This window comes from Vibrio sp. dhg (assembly GCF_003443775.1).
Taxonomy (GTDB): Bacteria; Pseudomonadota; Gammaproteobacteria; order Enterobacterales; family Vibrionaceae; genus Vibrio; species Vibrio natriegens.
Genome location: NZ_CP028944.1, coordinates 540,403 through 560,933, shown reverse-complemented (window position 1 = coordinate 560,933; position 20,531 = coordinate 540,403). Strand labels below are relative to the sequence as shown.

Genomic DNA, 20,531 nt, shown 5'->3' with positions numbered 1-20,531 from the left:
GATGGGGGATTTCGCTTTAGGTTAGTGTTGTCACTAAGTGATCGGTGGAGGAATAGACCAACTTACCATCAACGTAGGTGGCATCTACGTTTCGATCATCCCCTAATATCATCAGCGCGAACAGCTTATCTTCTAAACTTTTCGCATGTTGCTGTCGAAGGTGTTGTAAGTCTGTTGCGGCCCAGTCTAAGACTGCAAAATCGGCTTCTTTGCCTATTTCAAAGTTACCAACTTTGTCGTCGATACTGAGTGATTTCGCCCCGCCAAGAGTCGCGAGATATAATCCTTTAAATGGGGACAGTTTTTTATCTTGTAACTGCATGACTTTATAAGCTTCATTTAAGGTTTGGAACTGGCTAAAACTGGTGCCAGCACCCACGTCAGTCCCTAATCCCACGCGTACATTCTTCTGTTCGGCTTTCTCTAAGTCGAAAAGCCCACTACCAAGAAACAGATTCGAGGTAGGACAGAACGAGATTACAGAATCCGTGTCCTCAAACGCATTCCACTCCCGTTCAGTGAGATGAATCGCATGGGCAAAGACGGAGCGATCACCAGCCAGACCGTAGTGTTGGTAGACAGAAAAATAGTCTTCGTGTTCAGGGAAAAGAGACTTCACCCATTCCACTTCATTTTTGCTTTCAGAGAGGTGGGTTTGAACGTAAACATCTGGGAATTCTGCTTTGAGTTTGCCAGCTGCTGTTAATTGCTCACGCGACGACGTAGGAGCAAACCTTGGGGTAATGGCGTATTGAAGGCGTTTGTGATTATGCCATTTCTCAATCAGTGCCTTGCTGTCTTTGTAACTGGACTCTGGCGTGTCGAGTAGGTAGTCCGGTGCATTGCGATCCATCATGACTTTACCGGCGATAATACGCATGTTTTTCTCAAGCGCTTCTTCAAACAGAGCGTCGATGGATTCGGGATGAACCGTACCGAATACTAAAGCGCTGGTGGTGCCATTTTTTAGCAGCTCATTAATAAAGAATCGGGAGATCACTTTTGCATGTATTTTGTCTTCAAACTGCTTCTCGGTTGGGAAGGTATAATTCTCTAACCATTCGAGTAGTTGTTTGCCATACGAAGCAATCATCTCTGTTTGAGGGTAGTGAATGTGAGTATCAATAAAGCCTGGCACGATAAGTTTGCCGCGATAATCCACGATGTCGGCATATTGAGTTATATCTGAATCGCTAAACGCTTTCACGTCTTTGATGAGACCATCTTCAACGACTAACAGACCGTCTTCAAAATATTGAAAAGCGTGTTTGGGGTTGGTGACCTTGGCAGGATCTTCGAGAAAGTGGAGCAAGCTCGCACGTATCGCCATCGTTTTCGGCATCGAGTCAGAAGAAAATGGTTCAGTATTCTTTAAGTATAGAACGTTCGATTTGTGGTTCATAAGTCACTCCATTGAATATGTTTGATACCCATGGTTTTTGACTTATCTGCGTAAGCCCTTGTCAATAGAGTAGTGTATGTAACAACCGAAAACCATTAAAAGCAAAGTGACTAAGCCAGAAGTATGCCAGCTTAGAAATTCGCTATGTTTCTATATAGATTGATGATTCAGTGCATTTATGTTGCCGGAATAGGGTCGATATTCGAACCAAACTGGTGAGGGATATAGAACCTTTGACCTTAAGTGGTGCATTGACTTGGCGGATTACATCGTGGCAATGGTTGATTGAATTGCTTGTTTACGAGCTGCGAGAACACGCCTACATTTCTATATGTGTAACCCAAATCAAGTGATTCGCAGACTGCACGGATTAATGCCGAGCGACACAAAATATAAAGCGCAGGGAAGGTGGGATGGCTGAATTTATTTTACCCAGTGGTAACGTGATACCACAGTTGGGGCTGGGAAGCTGGTACATGGGCGAGGACCCACGATCGCGACAACAGGAAATCGACGCGTTACGCTTTGGTATTGAATATGGCGCGAAGTTAATCGATTGTGCAGAAATGTATGGCGAAGGTGAAGCCGAACGTATTGCTGGTGAGGCAATGGCTGGATATCGCGACAGATTGTATGTGGTTAGTAAGTTTTATCCCCACAACGCCTCCAGAGAAGGCGTAATTGCGGCTTGTGAGCGAAGCTTGACCCGTTTGAATACGGATCATCTCGATCTTTATCTGCTGCATTGGTCGGGTACCGTCCCGTTTGAGGAAACGCTGGAAGCACTTTATCAGCTAAAAACCCAAGGTAAAATTCGTGACTATGGGGTGAGTAATCTTGATATCGATGAGCTGGAAGATTTTTGCGCGGCTGACAAGGTTGGGCTATGCGCAACAGATCAAGTACTCTATAACCTTTCGCATCGTGAACCGGAGTGGGCTGTGAAACCGTTTTGCGACAAACGCAACATGGCGATGATGGCGTACTGCCCACTCGATCAGGGCGCTTTGGTACACCATCCAGAACTGATAACTATCGCGGAACGTCACCAAGCGACGGCCGCTCAAATCGCATTAGCCTGGCTGATTCGACAAAAAGGCGTGGTTGCGATTCCCAAGTCCAGCTCGATTGCACGTACGAAAGAGAATCTAGATTCAGTAAAAATTGTACTGACCGAAGAGGATATTCGAGAGCTAGACAAAGCCTTTCCCGCACCTGTTAACCAGCATGAGGGAAGGATTGCCATTCGATGATTCTTTTCTCTGGATAGCAGAAAAATCAGGATAAGAATCTCAAAGTTCTTATCCTGAGTGACATTGCCTACTGATCAATAATTACTGATTTAAAAGATGGGCGTTTGCACAGCTTTTTGAATAGTCGCCATGCATTGCTGCAATAAATCCTTCGACAGCACATTGGACCATACTTAATCGGGTTTCTGCTGTGGCAGAACCTATGTGAGGGAGCAAAAATGCATTGTCTAACTGAGTCAGAGGAGAAGATGATGGTAGTGGCTCGACTTCAAATACATCTAGACCTGCTCCACGAATCACACCTTGCTGTAACGCTTCTATCAAGGCTTGTTCATCGACTACTTTCCCTCGAGCTGCATTGACGAAAATGGCGCTGGACTTCATCTGATCAAGCTCTTTTTTGCCAATCATTTGTTCAGTTTCAGCACTCAAGGGCACCAGCATGACAACAAAATCCGATTTTTGTAACAGTTGATCTAGTGGCAAACGCTCTGCATTAAATTCCTGTTCTGCTTCACTATTTTCTGATCGATTGTAATAGCAAATGGACATGCCAAAACCGTGGTGAGCACGTTTTGCGACCGCGCAACCAATACGTCCCATGCCCACTATACCCATGGTTTTTCCATGTAAATCTACGCCGAAATGTTCTTCTGTGAGATTTTTGAGCCATTTCCCCTCACGCACCATAATGGAAAGTTCTGCGGCCCGGCGAGCTGCGCCCAATGCCAGCAAAATGACAGTATCAGCGACGGTTTCATTAAGGACGCCTGGGGTGTGAATCAACGGAATCCCCCGATTCGCTAGGTAGGTGAGATCAAAGTGATCTGTACCAACAGAGATAGTAGCAGCCGCTTTAAGGTTTGATGCTCGATCTATTACTGCATTTGGTATCGTGACTCCAGAGCCGATGATCCCATCGGCACTCTCAATAGCAGCGAAGAAGGCGTCTTTGTTGTTGCCATTCACGCCGTTGAACAAAGTGACTTCAAAATGGTTGTTTAATTGAGCCAACTCTTGGTCAGGAATGGTTTTGTAAAGTACAACTTTCGGCTTCATGAGCTCTCCTTAACTGGCTGTTTTTGAGTGGTATTAACCCTAGGCTTTCGGTGACGAAATGTCACAACGCAATACGAAAATAATAATCACTGAATTTTTACAGGCAAATACGAAATAAATATAGGAAGATGTAAAAAGCTAATTATTTACGATGTTATATACATTAATCTGAAAGTTAATTAATTGAAAAGTGTTTTGTGTAATTTTTTAATATTATTTTTTGAATGAATAATTACTAATAATGTTAACTTTATAAAACTCGCTGGTTTTATATGTAGAAGTTAAAAGTAAATTTGTAAATGAAATAATATTGTGATCTGACGCATGCTTTGTAACTAAATTTTATAAATTAAAATTATTCTGTAAGTTATAAATATTAGACTAAAGTCCAATTTCTGCCTCTTCATTGTGATATTTGTCGCTGTGTTTGTAATTTATAACAAAAGAGCAATGAATAAAAAGTGAGCTTTTTGATAAGAGTTCTGATGTTAAGTTGATGCTGATGATTTAGTTTTTAATGAGTCGATTCAAAACAAGAAACCCTACTATGAAAAATGTGTCGCCTCGTTACATAAAAGTTCACCCAAATGACAATGTAGCCATTGTTGTCAATGACGGAGGGTTACCGAAAGGTACTCTGTTCAATGACGAGTTCGCTTTGCAGGAAGATATCCCTGAGGGGCATAAGGTCGCCTTAGAGGATCTCAACCCTGGAGACCGAATTTTACGTTACGGTGAAGTCATCGGTTATGCGAATGCAATTATCCCCAAAGGTGGATGGATTAACGAGTTTCTCGTTGATATTCCTGAAGCCCCGCCGCTGGACGATATTCCACTTGCTACCCGTATCCCTGAGCCTTTGCCTCCGTTAACAGATTACACGTTTAAAGGTTACCGTAATCCGGATGGTAGTGTGGGTACGAAAAACTTGTTAGGCATTACAACCAGTGTTCACTGCGTGGCGGGTGTCGTAGATTACGTTGTAAATCTAATTAAGCGTGATTTATTGCCTAAATATCCTAATGTTGACGGTGTTGTTGCTCTCAATCACTTATATGGCTGTGGTGTTGCAATTAATGCACCTGCCGCAGTTGTACCTATCCGAACCATTCATAATCTAGCGCTAAATCCGAACTTCGGTGGTCAGGTCATGGTCGTGGGCTTGGGTTGTGAAAAGCTACAACCAGAAAAATTGCTCAAAGGGACCGATGACGTACAGGCGATCGAAATAGAGCCAGACAGCATCATTTCTCTTCAGAGCGACAACCACGTCGGTTTTCAGTCCATGGTTCGTAGCATTCTCGCGACGGCAGAGAAACATCTGGAAAAGCTCAATCAACGCCAACGCGAAGATTGCCCGGTGTCTGAACTGGTTGTAGGAATGCAATGTGGTGGCAGTGACGCATTTTCTGGTGTAACGGCAAACCCAGCCGTTGGATATGCCTCTGATTTATTGGTTCGCTGTGGCGCTACTGTAATGTTTTCTGAAGTGACCGAAGTTCGTGATGCAGTTTACTTGCTTGGTCCCCGCTGTGCGGATGAAGAGGTTGGTAAGCGTTTAATGGAAGAAATGGCTTGGTATGACAACTACCTAAGCTTAGGCAAAACAGACCGAAGAGAAAATCCCTCTCCGGGCAACAAAAAAGGAGGTTTGGCAAACGTCGTTGAAAAGGCATTGGGCTCTATTGCGAAGTCTGGAAGTAGTGCAATTGTTGAAGTCCTTTCTCCTGGACAACGTCCTACTAAGAAAGGTTTGATTTTCGCTGCAACACCAGCCAGTGATTTCGTATGTGGAACGCAGCAAGTGTCATCCGGTATTACCGTACAGGTGTTCACGACCGGGCGTGGTACTCCCTATGGACTTGAAGCTGTACCAGTGATCAAAGTGGCGACGCGAACGTCTTTAGCAAAACGCTGGCATGACTTGATGGATATTAACGCGGGCACCGTTGCTACGGGAGAAAACACACTCGAAGAAATGGGCTGGGAAATTTTTAATCACATTTTGGCTGTCGCCAGCGGTGAAAAACAAACATATTCCGATCAATGGGGGCTACATAATGCACTTGCGGTATTTAACCCCGCTCCAATAACTTAATGAATACTTATAAAACCTACATTTAACGTGAAACGAGAGGAAGATATGAAAAAATTTGTGAGAAATGCCATTGCTCTGTCTTTAATGGCGTTACCTATGGTCGCAATCAGCGCGGACAAACCTAACTTCGGCAACGTTCGCGTAGTTATTGGTTCAAAATCCACGGGCGGGGATACATATCAAGCGGCTGCCATTGTTTCTGAAGAATTGGCAAAAAAACTAGACGCGAACATCAAAGTAGATGCGGTAGGCTCTAGTGCAGCATTCAGCACTCTGAAGCGAGTCAGAAACGGCAGCACTATTATGATTTTCCACGATCAGTCATATCTGGGTAATTTGTACGGCACTCGCGGTTACTACGATATATTCGACGAGTACATCATTGGTCCTACGTTTGCTACGAACCCTGCCAACGCTTACCTGTTACCGAAAAAGTCTCCTTACAACACTTTGGAAGAGGTAATTGATGCGGCAGGTAGTGGCGAAACCATTCGCGTAGCGATTCAGCCAGGCGGCGTTTCTGAGATTGGTTATAGTGCGGTGAAAAACGCGATTAAACTGAAATATCCAGGCCAAGAGAAGAACTTAGTTGCGGTAAATACAGGCTCTCAAGCGGATAAAAACCAACAGTTATTTGATGGCTTAGCCGATATGATTCAAGGTAGTTTACCAGCGAACGAACAGTTCACCCGCTTACCTGAATCTGATCAAAAAGCGATGAAGTTTGTTTGGCTGACTTCGACCAAGGATACTATCGCAAAAGTGAATACAAACGGTTTTGGGGAATTAAGCCAAGATCAAATTTATTCATACGCTGAGCCGAATGTCGTAGTACCTATGGATGCGACAACAAACTTTACTTTCGATAAAGAGTTTTTCTTCTTGTACAACAAGAATATGTCAAAAGAGAAAATTGCTTATATCGATAAAGCTCTGAAAGAGATTTACGATGAAGGAAAGATCCAAAAAATATTTGAAAAAGCGTTCTTTGTGCCAAACTATCGCAACTCAGAAGATGCACTGAAACACCTGCAAGAGAAAAACGATAAATACAAAGAAGTATTGGATAATATTACTGATTAGTCACTGTCACATTAAAGCCCACTTCGGTGGGCTTATTTGACACTAAAACGGATTACTCTCAATTTTTCTATATTAGTTTGCCTGAGTGCTATCTGGTTCGTGACTTATTTAACTATTTTATGTAGTTCCAAATTAACTTATGTGAGGACGTATCATGAAAAACCTTTACATTATTCGTGGTCCATTCGGTACAGGTAAAACTGAATTCATCAAAACCCTATTAGATGACGACAACATTGTTTCATGTTGGGACTACTATAGACATTACGGTCAGAACAAGTGGAATGAAAAGCTAAAACCTTTTGCAGACGAATTTTGTCGCAATGGTGTAAAAGAGCTGATGGACAAAGATGTTCAAACGATTGCGGTCACAAACACTTTCTCGACATGTGCGGACATGGATTACTTCTACGCGTTAGCAGAAGAGAGAGGGTATCGAGTATTTAGTATGGTGATGACCAACCAATGTTGTAATGAATACAAGAAAGATGTGCCAGATGAGGTGGTAAAAGATCAGCATGAAAGGCTGGCGGAAGACATGAAGTTTTACAGTATTGTTTCATGATTACTTAGTTAAGGCAGTAGATTAAATTGACCTGAACTAGGTTGATCCACAAAGCCCACGTTAAGTGGGCTTTTTTACATTATTCAGCATGTAAACCAAAGCGGAGGGCTATTACTCTGCAATCTTGTTTAAATCGCCAACTAGCCATATGAAGCAGACGATGGCAAGAATAGCGTGAAGGCCGGTGATATAGAGTGCAAAGTCAAAAATTCCACTAGCATCGATGGCATACGCGATGATCGTTGGCGTGATGATGCCAGATAAGTTGCCACATGTATTGAAGATGCCACCGCATAATCCATATAACGGACGAGGAGCGATATCAGCAACGATTGTCCAACCTAGTGAACTGAAACCTTTGCCAAAGAATGCCACTGACATCCAGACAACGATCCAAAATTCTGAATCGGTAAATAAGGCCAGAAGCATCGCTGTCGACAACACCATCCCCGTTATTATGGGTGTTTTTCGTGCTGTCGCTGTACTCATTCCCATACGAATCATTCGATCAGAAATATAGCCACCACTCAGGTTGCCCAAAAATCCAAATAACGCAGGTATTGAAGCGATGATACCGACTTTAAGTAGCGATATCTCTTTCATTTCAAGTAAGTAGATGGGAAACCAAGTCAAAAAGAAAAAAGTAATCGCATTCATACAGTACTGGCCAAGGCAAACCCCTAACATAGTACGGTTGGTCAAAAGAAACTTTATCCGCTGTAAAGTGCCACTGTTATCGAACTGAGTTGAGTGTGCAGCTGGCGTTAAGTGTTGCTCAAGGTAGTCACGTTCTTGAATTGATATAAATGGATGCTGTTTTGGCCAATGCAGCCAACTTTTTAACAGCAGTCCGAGTATTAGCGCAGCCCCGCCCATATAGAGAAAGTTAAATTGCCAGCCCTGGTTATAGGTGACCCAAGCAATCAGCGGGGAGAAAATGAATATTGATAAGTATTGTGAAGAGCCAAAAATTGCGGATGCTAACGAAATTTCGTGTCTTGGGAACCACCGAGAAACAATTCGACTGTTCGCCGGAAATATTGGTGCTTCGAACAACCCCATCATCAGTCTAAAAGCAAAAATTAGAATAAACAGCCAAAATTCATTAGGGATATAGGAAACGGAAAATGTTCCGATACTGACGAGCGACCAAAAGATCAAGAAGAATAAATACAGTTTTTTGGTATCCAATTTGTCTAATAACAGCCCACATGGGATTTGAAATAAGACGTAGGTCACAGAAAATGAGGAAAACAGATATCCAAGCTGTATGGTGGATAAAGAAAGCTCTTCACTAATACTATCCCCAGAAATAGAAAGAATAGAGCGCGCTCCAAAAAATATACTGGTGGCTAACATCAGCATCAAAACCAGTGTGTATCTAACGGGCAGTGTTTTCATAAGACTTAACCATAAAATATTTTTTAAATTTTAAAATAAATTATGACTTGTAGTGATCCCTGTTTTTGTAATTTGTGACATATTTGTCTCGTTTTGTAATTTGCTACAAAAAGACGTGATCTACAATGAGTTATTTTGTCTTAATTTCATATTATCTCTTTAAAAACAAAGCTTTAAGTTATATTTTGTTGATGTCACATAAGATTGTTCAACTCTACAAGATCTTGAGTTAAGTAGGGGGTATTTTTGTACGTTTTACTAAAGCGCTGACACATCTGATAGTTCTATACTAGCTTCATAAAATCAAAAACTACCCTATACAAGGAAAACGATATGTTAGATGTAAGTATCAACTTCGATCAATCGCATTGGTTTTTTCCCAAAATTATCATTACCTGCTTAGTATTTTTGTTAGTGATTATCTTGGTGAAAGAAAGAAAAACCATAATCAAATCGATTCAAGGGTTTTCTTTTAAAACTTTGCTTAATAAAGATAACTATAAAGCTTACCTGTTTCTCGCTTTAATTAGTGTTTACATTCTAAGTATGGAAGCGCTTAGCGAGTTATTTCCGAATACAGGTTATGCCTTTTTAATAGCAACCATTCCATTTCTTTTTGTGATTCCTTTTCTTATTGAAAAAGAAATTACGAAGAGAAAAGTTATTTTTATTAGCATTAACTCTATCTTGTCACCTGTTATAGCTTGGTTGGTTTTAGGGCAACTGTTTTCAATTACCCTTCCTTAAATTAAGCAATATATAACTTGAATGTGGATAATCATATGGAAATTTTATCGCACTTATCAGCCAATTTGTTTCTATTAAGCACTATAGGCGTTTTAATAGGTATTATATTTGGTTCGATTCCCGGTATGACAGCCACGTTGGCTGTAGCTGTATGTCTACCGTTAACCTATTCACTAGGCTTAACTGATGGTTTAGCGCTATTAATTGGCTTGTATGTGGGGGGTATTTCTGGAGGACTAGTACCTGCAGTATTGTTGAACATTCCTGGTACACCATCTTCTATTACAACGACGTTTGATGGTTACCCAATGGCACAAAAAGGCCAGGGAGAGAAAGCATTAAAAGTAGCGGTTGCTTCATCACTGTTCGGTGGCCTGTTTAGTGCAGCAGTACTGTACTTCTTTGCCCCGTTTTTAGCGAACTTTGCTATTAAGTTTTCTACGGTTGAAAAGTTCCTGCTCATCTTTCTGGCTTTATCGGTAATTTCTTCCCTTTCTAAGCACCATTTGATGGGTATCTTCAGTGGTTTGCTGGGTATTTTGTTTAGTTTGGTCGGCGCTTACGATATTTCTGTTGGTGGTAATGGTGAATACCGACTCATGCCACAGATGTTGGAAGAGCAGTTAAGTTTTGGCTTCTCGCTGCTACCTGTGCTTATTGGTCTGTTTGGTCTCGCTACCATTATTATTGCCTGCTGCAATAACAAAAATGGCGATATCAAAAGTGACATGATCAAGTTAGACAAAAAAGCTCGCTTTGACTGGAAAGTGTTTAAGGGGCAGACATTTAACTTAATCCGTTCTTCATCAATTGGTACGTTTGTTGGCATGCTACCTGGTATCGGAGGCAGTGCGGCTTCAGTACTGGCTTACACCCAACAGAAAAATATCAGTAAGAACAAAGACGAGATGGGTAAAGGCTCTCCAGAGGGCATCATTACTTCGGAATCTGCGAACAATGGCCTAACTGGTGGTGCTTTGATTCCGCTGCTTTCGCTAGGTATTCCTGGTGACTCAACAACGGCGGTTTTAATTGGTGCCTTTACTTTGCAAGGTATTCAAGTCGGTCCTTTGTTTATCACGGAGAACCTAGAAACCTGGGACTTTATGATCATCTCGCTGTTTTTCGCTAACTTCGTAATGTTCGCCATTATGTTCTTCGCGATACGTCACGTAGCGAAAGTGGTCATGATTCCGAAATACATTCTGTACCCAATCATCGTAATGATGTGTGTTATCGGCGCTTACGCGATCAACTATGGGGTTATGTTTGATGTCTGGACTCTGATTCTGTTTGGTGTATTCGGTGTGTTAGCTCCGAAGCTGGGATTGGAAGTGGTTCCATTCATTATTGGATTTATTTTAGGCAAGTCAGCAGAAGTTTATTTTGTAAAGAGTATCGAGTCATACGGCACGTTGTCAGTGTTCTTTACGAAAAGCCCAATCGCAATGTTCCTCTGGGTAATTATTCTGGCTTCAATTATTTATGCGATTCGCTCGGTCGTTAAATCAAAAAAACACTCGCACGCGAATAAGAAAGTAGCTTAATGGTGAATATTATGAATTTTGATAAAGGTATGCCTGTAATTGAAAGTATGTTGGTTGTTCCGGTTGCCGGCTATGACAGTATGCTACTGAATTTAAGTGGTGCACATGCTCCGTACTTCACACGTAATATTGTGATTATGAAAGACAACTCAGGAAATATTGGTCTGGGTGAAGTACCTGGGGGAGAGAGTATCCGCAAGACCCTGGAAGACTCGAAAGGTTTTATTATTGGCCGTGGTCTGGGTGAATATAAAAATATCATGAACCAGGTTCGCTACGCTTTTGCTGATCGTGATGCGGGTGGTCGTGGCCTTCAAACTTTTGACTTACGCACAACTATCCACGCGGTAACAGCAATTGAATCCGCAATGTTGGATCTGCTGGGTCAGGCGTTAAATGTATCAGTGGCGTCACTTCTTGGCGAAGGACAACAGCGTGACAAGGTTGAAATGCTGGGTTACTTATTCTTTATCGGCGACCGCAATAAAACAGACCTACCGTACCAGAGTCAGCCAGATGAGAGCTGTGATTGGTACCGTGTTCGCCACGAGGAAGCGCTCACAGCAGAAGGTGTGGTGCGTTTGGCTGAAGCATCATACGAAAAATACGGCTTTAACGACTTCAAACTAAAAGGTGGTGTATTACGCGCTGAAGAAGAAGCCGAAGTGATTAAAGCTCTGGCAAGTCGATTCCCTGAAGCTCGAGTTACCCTAGATCCGAATGGTGCGTGGTCATTGGATGAAGCAATCCGTGTAGGTAAAGAGCTGAAAGATGTGCTGGCTTACGCAGAAGATCCATGTGGTGCTGAGCAAGGTTACTCGGGCCGTGAAGTGATGAGCGAATTCCGCCGAGCAACTGGTCTACCAACTGCAACTAACATGATCGCGACAGACTGGCGTCAAATGGGTCACACCATTTCGCTACAGTCAGTCGATATCCCATTAGCTGACCCACACTTCTGGACAATGGAAGGTTCAGTTCGCGTGGCTCAGATGTGTCACGAATGGGGTCTAACTTGGGGCTCTCATTCAAACAATCACTTCGATATTTCACTAGCGATGTTTACGCAGGTTGCAGCAGCGGCACCTGGTGAGATTACTGCTATTGACACTCACTGGATCTGGCAGGAAGGCAATCAGCGCCTTACTAAAGAGCCTCTACAAATTAAAGGTGGCTTTGTTGCTGTACCGGATAAGCCAGGTCTGGGTATTGATATCGACATGGCTCAGGTTGAAAAAGCTCACGAGCTGTACAAAAACATGGGCTTAGGTGCTCGTGATGACTCCCTTGGTATGCAGTACCTGATCCCAGATTGGAAATTTGATAACAAGAAACCTTGCTTGGTTCGCTAAGCACAGTGAGGACAACGGAATGAACGAAAATATTTACCCAAATAAATTTAAAGCCGCTTTGCTTAATCAAGAAAAACGTATTGGTTGCTGGAGTGCGTTGGCAAGCCCAATTACGACCGAAGTTCTGGGACTAGCAGGGTTCGACTGGATTCTACTTGATGGTGAGCACGCACCAAACGATGTGCAAACCTTTATTCCACAGCTGATGGCGTTGAAAGACAGTGACAGCGTGCCAGTAGTACGTCCACCAGTGAATGATGTCACGGTCATTAAACGTCTGCTAGACATTGGTTTTTACAACCTGATCGTACCGTTTGTGGAAACGAAAGAACAAGCAGAGCTTGCGGTAGCGGCTACTCGTTATCCACCAGAAGGCATTCGTGGTGTATCTGTCGGCCACCGCAGCAACGGCTACGGCACGATCCCAGACTACTTCAAAAATATTAATGACAACATTTGTGTCGTTGTTCAAATCGAGAGCCAACAAGCGCTAGATAATCTGGACGACATCTTAGCCGTTGATGGTATCGATGGTGTATTTGTTGGGCCGAGTGATTTAGCCGCGGCTTTAGGGCATCTGGGTAACCCTAATCACCCGGATGTACAAGACGCTATCCAGACGATTTTTGAAAAAGGTAAGGCAAAAGGTAAAACGATCGGCATTTTGGCACCGGTCCATGATGACGCGCAGCGTTATATCGAGTGGGGGGCAAACCTAGTCGCAGTCGGGAGCGATCTAGGGGTGTTTAAGGCAGCGACACAAGCTCTGTGTCAGAAGTTTATTAAGTAATTAAGGTAAGAGGAAGCATTATGAAAATCGGATTTATCGGCCTGGGCATTATGGGCAAACCAATGAGTAAGAACCTGCTAAAAGCGGGTTACTCTCTGGTCGTTCTGGACCGCAACCAAGATACAGTAAAGGAACTGGTTGATGCTGGGGCTGAACTAGCAACCTCTCCGAAAGAAATCGCACAGGCGAGTGATGTGATCATCACTATGCTGCCTAACTCACCACATGTTAAGGAAGTGGCATTAGGCGAGAACGGTTTGATAGAAGGCGCTCGAGAAGGGCTAACGCTTATCGACATGAGCTCTATTGCGCCATTAGCAAGTCAGGAAATTGCTGCAGCGCTTGCAGAAAAAGGCATGAAAATGCTCGATGCTCCAGTGAGTGGCGGCGAACCAAAAGCGATTGATGGCACGTTGTCCGTCATGGTTGGTGGTGATAAAGCAATCTTTGATGAGTACTACGATGTGATGAAAGCAATGGCGGGCTCTGTTGTACATACCGGAGACGTCGGTGCGGGTAACGTAACTAAACTTGCTAACCAGGTGATTGTTGCGCTGAACATTGCAGCCATGTCTGAAGCGCTCGCGCTCGCAACGAAAGCGGGTGTTGATCCTGAGTTGGTTTACCAAGCGATCCGTGGTGGTTTGGCGGGTAGCACGGTACTAGATGCGAAAGCGCCAATGGTTCTGAATCGTAACTTCGAACCAGGTTTCCGTATCGACCTTCATATTAAAGACTTAGCCAATGCGCTCGATACGTCACATGGCGTAGGCGCGCAACTTCCATTAACGGCTCAAGTGATGGAAATGATGCAGGCGCTTAAAGCTGATGGTCTAGAAACTAAAGACCACAGTGCGCTTGCGCTTCACTATGAAAAATTAGCTCAGGTTACTATTGAGAGCTAATGGTCTGGCAGCAGGTTTGTAGGGAACCTGCTGCTCTTTCCTTTTATCGATTGGTGTCTATTGATGAAAATTGTAATCGCTCCAGATTCTTATAAAGAAAGCCTCAGTGCGATTGAAGTCGCAGAGGCTATTGAAATCGGATTTAAGCGGGTTTTTCCTGACTGGCAATATATCAAATGTCCGGCGGCTGATGGCGGAGAAGGGTCGGTCGAAGCCCTTGTCGATGCTTCTGGTGGTCATCTGGTGACAACACAGGTTGTTGGTCCGTTGGGAGAACCACATCAGGCATTTTATGGTATTTCTGGTGACAGAAAGACGGCATTCATTGAGATGGCCGCTGCAAGTGGCATTGAGCTCATTCCTGCAGAGCAACGTAATCCTTACACGACGACCAGCTATGGAACGGGACAGTTGATTGAACATGCGCTTGAACAGGGCATTCGACACCTTATTTTGTGTATTGGTGGCAGTGCGACCAATGACGCAGGTTGTGGCATGATGCAGGCGATGGGCGTGTCGTTTCAAGACGAGCAGGGCAGAGAACTTCCTTATGGTGGTTTAGCGCTGGAGACCCTGGCACACATTGACGTCAGTGAGCTTGACCCTCGCTTGAGCGAATGTTGGATCGAAGTGGCCTGTGATGTCACCAATCCATTAACGGGTACTAATGGTGCGTCATATGTTTATGGACCACAAAAGGGAGCCACAACAGAAATGGTTGTGCGCCTTGACGCAGCACTGACCAATTTCGCTGAAGTGGTTGAACGGGACCTGGATAAGAAAATAATCGATATACCAGGGTCAGGTGCCGCGGGTGGTATGGGAGCGGCATTCTGCGCCTTTTTAAATGCGGATCTGCGTCCAGGTATCGACATCATGACGGAAGCGGTAGGACTGGAAGAGTTAGTCCAAGATGCCGATTTGGTTATTACGGGTGAAGGTCGTCTCGATAGCCAGAGTATCAACGGTAAGGTGCCCGTTGGCGTCGCCAATATTGCTAAACGTTATAATTTACCAGTGATAGCTATTGCCGGCGCATTAGCTGATGACTTTGAGGAAGTGTACTCTCATGGTATCGATGCGGCGTTTGACACGGTTTACAAAATTACGACGTTTAACGAAATCGTGGCTCAGGCCAAAGCGAATGTCATTCGTAGTTCCTTCAACATTGCTGCTGCCCTAAAGTTAGGACAACAGCTCAAACGTTAACACTATAAAATCAAACTAAAATACAAGCGGCACATGTCGCTAAAGTGATGTAAGTTAATGTCGCAAATTTCCTCTACTCGTTTCATACGATAGCGTAACGTATTAGGGTGGATATACAGTTTGGCTGATGTTTGCTTAATATCACAATTATTTTCAAACCAGCACAAAATCGTATGAATGAGCGTTGCGTCATTCAGTTCCAACTGTTGCCCATGAGTGGAAAGCTTGTCTCGTTGCCAGTGAGATAAGCTCCCCTCGAATAGAGCCGGTAGCTCGAACTCTTTATACAGATAAAAACGCGCTTTTGGTTGCAGCCTCTGGCCACTCTTCATAACGGCCATAGCACTTTCAAAGGCAAACGGAAGTTCTTCTGGCTTGTTATAGACCGCACCTAATGAGCAGTGAAAAGGGACTTTCAGTGAGTCTGTAAGATAACCTATAATACTTTGCCAATCATCAATGGTTTTGTCAGACTCAAATTCAGAGTCGAACACGTTCAACAACACCAGACTCGTGGTGTAAGAGTATTCCGCTTTAAGTCGCTTACGTGACCAGTTATTAAGAACCTGACTGACTTCTTTTTGGTTTTCCGTGTTTTCCACTTCAATAACACAGATTGCATGGTTGTGAAAAATATCAACCTTCAACTGAGCGGCCATATTGATGATGTGTTCTTGTGAGGCATTTCTGTCGATACATTCAAGTAGCAACTCCTCCAGTTTACGTTCACTCCAACGAGTCATTTCCATCATCGAGGTGTATTCAACCACCATTTCAGCCGCCATTTTCACCATTTCACCAAATGGACGTACTTCGTCCAATGGGCCAGAAATACCAATAACACCAATGGGTTCTTCATTAAACACGATGGGTAAGTTGACCCCCGGTTTTACATGAGGAAATTCAGGCAGCATATTTTCTGAAATTTCAATTGTCTTAAGTTCACTTAAGGCAAGAACCGCTCCGCCGTGTTTCTGATATTTTCGGGCGGGATTCGTCGAAGCAATGATGATCCCTGTTTCGTCCATTACATTGAGAGGGTACTTAATGATTTTCTGAGCCCTATCTACAATCCTTTGTGCTAGTTTCTCGTGTAATTGCATGACTTCTCTTGCTTAATTATGGTCAGAGTGGAGTGGAAGCTATGTTTAACTCATAGTCGAATAATCGAAGATATCAAGCCATAATACATGACAGAATAGTCACTAACCGCGATCACACTCGCACTCCATACTATTGTTGGAAAAGGATAAATTACGCCCACGTTTGGTCATTTTCGTTTCAATCACTAATACTTATTGAGTATTGGCTTAAGGCCAGAAGTTGAGGAAAGGAAGTCTTGTGAAGAAACTGCGTATTAGCTCATGCTCATTAAACCAGACTCCAATGGATTGGAGTGGAAACCTGCATAACATTCAGAAAGCCATCGATAGAGCGAATGAAGTCGGTGCGGAGCTTCTTATTACGCCAGAGTTATGCATTTCTGGCTACGGTTGTGAAGATTTCTTTCACAGCCCTCATGTCTCTGAGCGTGCGCTTAAAAGTGTCTTCGAATTAGTGCAGTCGATTCCCAATAACATGGCGGTGTCGGTTGGCTTACCCGTGATGATCAACAATCGTGTTTACAACGGTGTTGCGCTGCTTACGCATGAGGGGATTCAAGGGATCTCTTTAAAGCGTAATTTAGCTGCGAATGGTCTTCATTATGAGCAACGTTGGTTTACGCCATGGACTCGAGATAAAAACGCGACGGTGGTACTCAAAGAGGGGACACCACCTGTGCGCGTTGGCAATCTGGTTTACAGTGTTAACGGTGTCAAAGTCGGTTTTGAAATCTGCGAAGATGCCTGGGTTGCCGACCGAACTTCAGAACGTTTCTTCAACCAAGGTGTTGAAGTGATTGCTAACCCAAGTGCTAGTCACTTTGCGATAGGTAAATCGCTCACTCGTAAGCGGCTGGTGGAAGAGTCAAGCCGTGTATATTCGGCCTGTTATGTGTATTCCAATCTATCAGGGTGTGAATCTGGCAGGGCAATTTATGATGCTGGTGTGATGATTGCAGTTGATGGCAGTTTGGTTGCCAAAGGCGAACGTTTTCACATGAGTGATGTGGAGGTTGTGACAGCCGATGTCGACTTGTCCCGCAGCAGGATTGGCCAAATCAATAGTAGTCAACGCTATTATGAGGAACATGACTTTGATACAGAGGCTGTCGTCAAAGTCACGCTCGGTAAATCTCTTAACTCTCCAAAGTTGCATGTACCGCCGCTAAATCAGCCTTGGGAAGACAGTGAATATCTGGAACATGAAGAAGCTTTGCGTGCGATAGCAATAGGTTTACGCGATTGGCTGAGAAAGACACATACTGGTGGCTACGCGCTTTCATTAAGTGGCGGAGCAGACTCTGCTTTGGTCGCTAGTGCTGTTTATACATCCGTTATCCTGGAACTTTGGGAGCTGGTTACCAAAACAGAGAAAGGTGATGAGTGTTCACTACCAGACCATTTGAGTCAATTTTTGAGCGAAGATCAAAGGAGTAGATTCAAACAGGCGGGGTCTTCAAACAAACTAGAGCAATTCGTCAGGGATACGGCATCAGCAATAATGGCGAACATGCTGACAACTGCGTATCAAGCCAGCGCGAACAGCGGTTCCGTTACTCGTACTGCTGCGCAAAAAGTAGCGGAGTCATTTGGTGCGAAATTTCTAAACCTCAGTGTTGCCGAGGTGGTTAAGAATTACGAGTCGATGATATCAAAAGCAACCAATCTAGAGCTCAATTGGAATGATCATGATATTGCGCTGCAAAATATTCAGGCACGTGTGCGCTCTCCAAGTATTTGGTTCATCGCTAATCTGGAAAATAAACTGCTGCTGACAACGAGCAACATGTCGGAAGGGGCGGTAGGATACTGCACAATGGATGGTGATTCTTCTGGTGTACTCGCGCCTATCTCTGGAGTAACTAAAAGTCGAATTCTCAAGTTACTGGTGTGGCTAGAGCAAAAAGGATTTTATTGCACTGGTAATCACATCATGAAGCTAGAAGCGCTTTCTTATATCAATAATCAACGTCCAACGGCGGAGTTGCGCCCCGAAGAACAAAGCGATGAAGAGGATTTGATGCCTTATGATGTGCTCGATCGTATGGTTTTTTTGACTTTAGAAGCCGGTATGTCACCAAAGGATATTTTTGATGCAATGACGGAAGAATTTGAACGCGTAGACAACCAAACCATGGCCACATATATCGTCAAATTTTTCAAGTTGCTGTTTCGAAATCAATGGAAACGCGATCGTCAGGCTCCGGGTTTTCATATCGAACTCAATAGCCTGGATCCGAAAACCTATAAACGTTTTCCGCTTCTAAGCTCTGGATACCAAGAGGAGCTAGCCTTCATCGAGGATAATTGCTGGATGAAAGACAGCTAGCGTGATTCAAGATCCGCTCTAACTGCTCCCTAGCTTTCTCTTTGTCCTGATATTTAAAGTATTGATGTTGAAGATGATTAGGTGAAGAAGATGATCTGATCATCGTCAGATGTGACTAAGCTTGCTTTCTTTTGTTCAATCAATTGCGCCGCACATGCAGGGGTAACTGCCTGAACTTGCCCTTTAGATTTAAGCGTTAATGTTTCCCATGCCTGATCTCGGTATTTACCTGCTTGAGTATATTGAATGAGTACTTTCATCGTCGTCGCTCCGTTGTCATTGACGTGCTACTTAAACTAATCCGTTTATTTAAGTTGCACACTAGTTAAAAACGAAACATAAGTTTAACCAAATGAGTTTGACAGGTTTCTTATGCGCTAGAAATGGAAATATCATTTTGAATAACAAAGACATTACCAAGTTAAAAACCAATCCACTCACAGGTGATTTATTTTTTTAGTGCCTAATTAAGCAGTCAATTTGTCTTACTCAAAAAGGAAATTAACGGGTTGTTGCCACTTCGGCTGGTAGAAATAATTTAAACAAAGCTGCATGGGCGTTTGGCCCAAACACGGCGAGTTGCAAACGCAGAGCGACGACGATGTTGTTTGTGAAATCGCTCTGTCTCGAAAGTAGCTAAACTAATTTTGAGAGGCTTCTTGAACTTCTATTTGCTTTAGCTTTTTGTTCATGGCTCTGATAAAAACGTTAAACATCACGCCACTGACTAAGCTACTTATCGTTATGGTAAAAAAGGCGGAAACAATCCAATCCACCAACGCGAAATCGCTCACAATGACTCTGGGTTGATAGAGCGCGACACCAAGAATGACGACCCAATGCTTTATGCAATAGAAGCACTTAAACAGGTAGCCAATCATATACCCACACTTATTGGCAAGGTTCTGCACAGGAACAAAAAGTTCAGTTTGCGTGATGGTGATAGAGATACTGGATGCAGCAACGGCTAACACAAAACAGACCCACAAGCTTTCTGCTTGCGTTGTACTTAATAATTCAAACATAAAACGATCTTACTTAACTCAAACTGTATCATCAAAAGATACATTAAAGTTTGTGCGAATATCAACCACAAAACAAAGCTGGGTATTTTTTATTCGTTTTGGTGTGTTGCTTCTGTGTGCTCGGTATATTGACGGGTAAACTCGTCACTCAAAGAGGCGAGGGTGACTTGTGACAGGCGTTTGAGTAACAGCGCTTCAGCGTCTTGTAGCGCTTCGTTTAACGATGTATTTACCGACTTCTCGACAAGGCAGTTAGGATTTTGGTTATCAAAGCCAATAGAAAATACTTTGGGTTCACCGATGGCTTGGTAAATATCAAGAAGTGTCACTTTTTCCAGGTCACAACTGATAGACCAGCCGCCGTTCTTGCCCTTTGTCGACGTTATATAACCTGCTTTGTTCAAACCAGCCATGGTTCTACGAATGACGGCAGACTGGGTTCCGAGCATAGTAGCAAAGTGCTGCGAGCTCATTGGTTTATTTTCGTGAGCCAAGTGAAGCAAGATGTGAAGTACGCGTGATAACCGGCTGTCTAAATTCATAAAATTATTGTAAATCCGACTGAATAAGAGCCGACATCATAACAATATCGTCAGTGTTCAGCACGTGTAATTGGTGAAGTGAAGTGGCATGGCTTCCCTTATCTTAGTTGTCTGGGGGAAA

At 43.4% G+C, this 20,531-nt stretch carries 18 protein-coding genes; 11 read left to right on the top strand and 7 right to left on the bottom strand.

Annotation, left to right across the window (positions count from 1 at the left end; all coding sequences use genetic code 11):
• Window positions 1-16 precede the first annotated feature (16 nt).
• Window positions 17-1,402: a guanine deaminase gene (gene guaD, locus DBX26_RS18225; protein ID WP_118120399.1), complete on the bottom strand. Its 1,386-nt coding sequence runs from the start codon at window positions 1,400-1,402 to the stop codon at window positions 17-19.
• A gap of 413 nt (window positions 1,403-1,815) precedes the next feature.
• On the opposite strand from guaD, the gene DBX26_RS18220 reads away from it, so the two are divergent.
• Window positions 1,816-2,655: an aldo/keto reductase gene (locus tag DBX26_RS18220; protein ID WP_118120396.1), complete on the top strand. Its 840-nt coding sequence runs from the start codon at window positions 1,816-1,818 to the stop codon at window positions 2,653-2,655.
• 81 nt (window positions 2,656-2,736) lie between these two features.
• On the opposite strand, the gene DBX26_RS18215 is transcribed toward DBX26_RS18220, so the two are convergent.
• Entirely contained in the window at window positions 2,737-3,714 is a 978-nt protein-coding gene (locus DBX26_RS18215; protein ID WP_118120394.1) for a D-glycerate dehydrogenase, read from the bottom strand.
• Between the two features lie 547 nt (window positions 3,715-4,261).
• Here DBX26_RS18215 and garD point away from each other — a divergent pair.
• The 3 genes from garD to DBX26_RS18200 all read left to right on the top strand — a co-directional run bounded on the left by garD (window position 4,262) and on the right by DBX26_RS18200 (window position 7,460).
• Window positions 4,262-5,812 (top strand): galactarate dehydratase, encoded by a 1,551-nt coding sequence (gene garD, locus DBX26_RS18210; RefSeq protein WP_118120392.1) that lies wholly within the window; start codon window positions 4,262-4,264, stop codon window positions 5,810-5,812.
• A 45-nt stretch (window positions 5,813-5,857) separates the two neighbouring features.
• Window positions 5,858-6,895 carry an ABC transporter substrate-binding protein gene (locus DBX26_RS18205; RefSeq protein WP_118120391.1) on the top strand — a complete coding sequence of 346 codons (1,038 nt, stop codon included), beginning with the start codon at window positions 5,858-5,860 and terminating at the stop codon, window positions 6,893-6,895.
• Window positions 6,896-7,049: 154 nt separating this feature from the next.
• Complete coding sequence (locus tag DBX26_RS18200; RefSeq protein ID WP_118120389.1) at window positions 7,050-7,460, top strand: hypothetical protein; 411 nt, start codon at window positions 7,050-7,052, stop codon at window positions 7,458-7,460.
• A gap of 111 nt (window positions 7,461-7,571) precedes the next feature.
• Here the strand turns inward: DBX26_RS18200 and DBX26_RS18195 are convergent, their stop codons facing one another.
• Window positions 7,572-8,861: an MFS transporter gene (locus DBX26_RS18195; RefSeq protein WP_118120387.1), complete on the bottom strand. Its 1,290-nt coding sequence runs from the start codon at window positions 8,859-8,861 to the stop codon at window positions 7,572-7,574.
• A 333-nt stretch (window positions 8,862-9,194) separates the two neighbouring features.
• Between DBX26_RS18195 and DBX26_RS18190 the strand changes: the two genes are divergently transcribed.
• The 6 genes from DBX26_RS18190 (at window position 9,195) to DBX26_RS18165 (ending at window position 15,411) form a co-directional block, all read left to right on the top strand.
• Complete coding sequence (locus DBX26_RS18190) at window positions 9,195-9,608, top strand: tripartite tricarboxylate transporter TctB family protein (protein WP_118120385.1); 414 nt, start codon at window positions 9,195-9,197, stop codon at window positions 9,606-9,608.
• Between the two features lie 35 nt (window positions 9,609-9,643).
• Window positions 9,644-11,155, top strand: coding sequence for a tripartite tricarboxylate transporter permease (locus tag DBX26_RS18185; protein ID WP_118120383.1), 1,512 nt, complete (start codon window positions 9,644-9,646; stop codon window positions 11,153-11,155).
• An 11-nt stretch (window positions 11,156-11,166) separates the two neighbouring features.
• The gene (gudD, locus tag DBX26_RS18180) at window positions 11,167-12,507 is read left to right on the top strand and encodes a glucarate dehydratase (protein ID WP_118121228.1); all 1,341 of its coding nucleotides are present in this window, start codon (window positions 11,167-11,169) and stop codon (window positions 12,505-12,507) included.
• A gap of 19 nt (window positions 12,508-12,526) precedes the next feature.
• Entirely contained in the window at window positions 12,527-13,297 is a 771-nt protein-coding gene (gene garL, locus DBX26_RS18175; RefSeq protein WP_118120381.1) for a 2-dehydro-3-deoxyglucarate aldolase, read from the top strand.
• Window positions 13,298-13,317: 20 nt separating this feature from the next.
• Window positions 13,318-14,202: a 2-hydroxy-3-oxopropionate reductase gene (garR, locus tag DBX26_RS18170; RefSeq protein ID WP_118120379.1), complete on the top strand. Its 885-nt coding sequence runs from the start codon at window positions 13,318-13,320 to the stop codon at window positions 14,200-14,202.
• A 63-nt stretch (window positions 14,203-14,265) separates the two neighbouring features.
• Window positions 14,266-15,411, top strand: coding sequence for a glycerate kinase (locus DBX26_RS18165; RefSeq protein WP_118120377.1), 1,146 nt, complete (start codon window positions 14,266-14,268; stop codon window positions 15,409-15,411).
• A gap of 2 nt (window positions 15,412-15,413) precedes the next feature.
• On the opposite strand, the gene DBX26_RS18160 is transcribed toward DBX26_RS18165, so the two are convergent.
• Complete coding sequence (locus tag DBX26_RS18160) at window positions 15,414-16,514, bottom strand: sugar diacid recognition domain-containing protein (protein ID WP_118120375.1); 1,101 nt, start codon at window positions 16,512-16,514, stop codon at window positions 15,414-15,416.
• Window positions 16,515-16,752: 238 nt separating this feature from the next.
• Between DBX26_RS18160 and nadE the strand changes: the two genes are divergently transcribed.
• The gene (nadE, locus tag DBX26_RS18155; protein WP_118120373.1) at window positions 16,753-18,843 is read left to right on the top strand and encodes an NAD(+) synthase; all 2,091 of its coding nucleotides are present in this window, start codon (window positions 16,753-16,755) and stop codon (window positions 18,841-18,843) included.
• Between the two features lie 77 nt (window positions 18,844-18,920).
• Here nadE and DBX26_RS18150 read toward each other — a convergent pair whose 3' ends face one another.
• The 3 genes from DBX26_RS18150 to DBX26_RS18140 form a co-directional block, all read right to left on the bottom strand.
• Window positions 18,921-19,103: a hypothetical protein gene (locus DBX26_RS18150; RefSeq protein WP_014233923.1), complete on the bottom strand. Its 183-nt coding sequence runs from the start codon at window positions 19,101-19,103 to the stop codon at window positions 18,921-18,923.
• Between the two features lie 381 nt (window positions 19,104-19,484).
• On the bottom strand, window positions 19,485-19,868 hold the full coding sequence (locus DBX26_RS18145) for a DUF1360 domain-containing protein (RefSeq protein ID WP_118120371.1): 384 nt from the start codon (window positions 19,866-19,868) through the stop codon (window positions 19,485-19,487).
• A gap of 89 nt (window positions 19,869-19,957) precedes the next feature.
• Window positions 19,958-20,341, bottom strand: coding sequence for an Rrf2 family transcriptional regulator (locus tag DBX26_RS18140; RefSeq protein WP_254063615.1), 384 nt, complete (start codon window positions 20,339-20,341; stop codon window positions 19,958-19,960).
• Window positions 20,342-20,531: the final 190 nt, after the last annotated feature.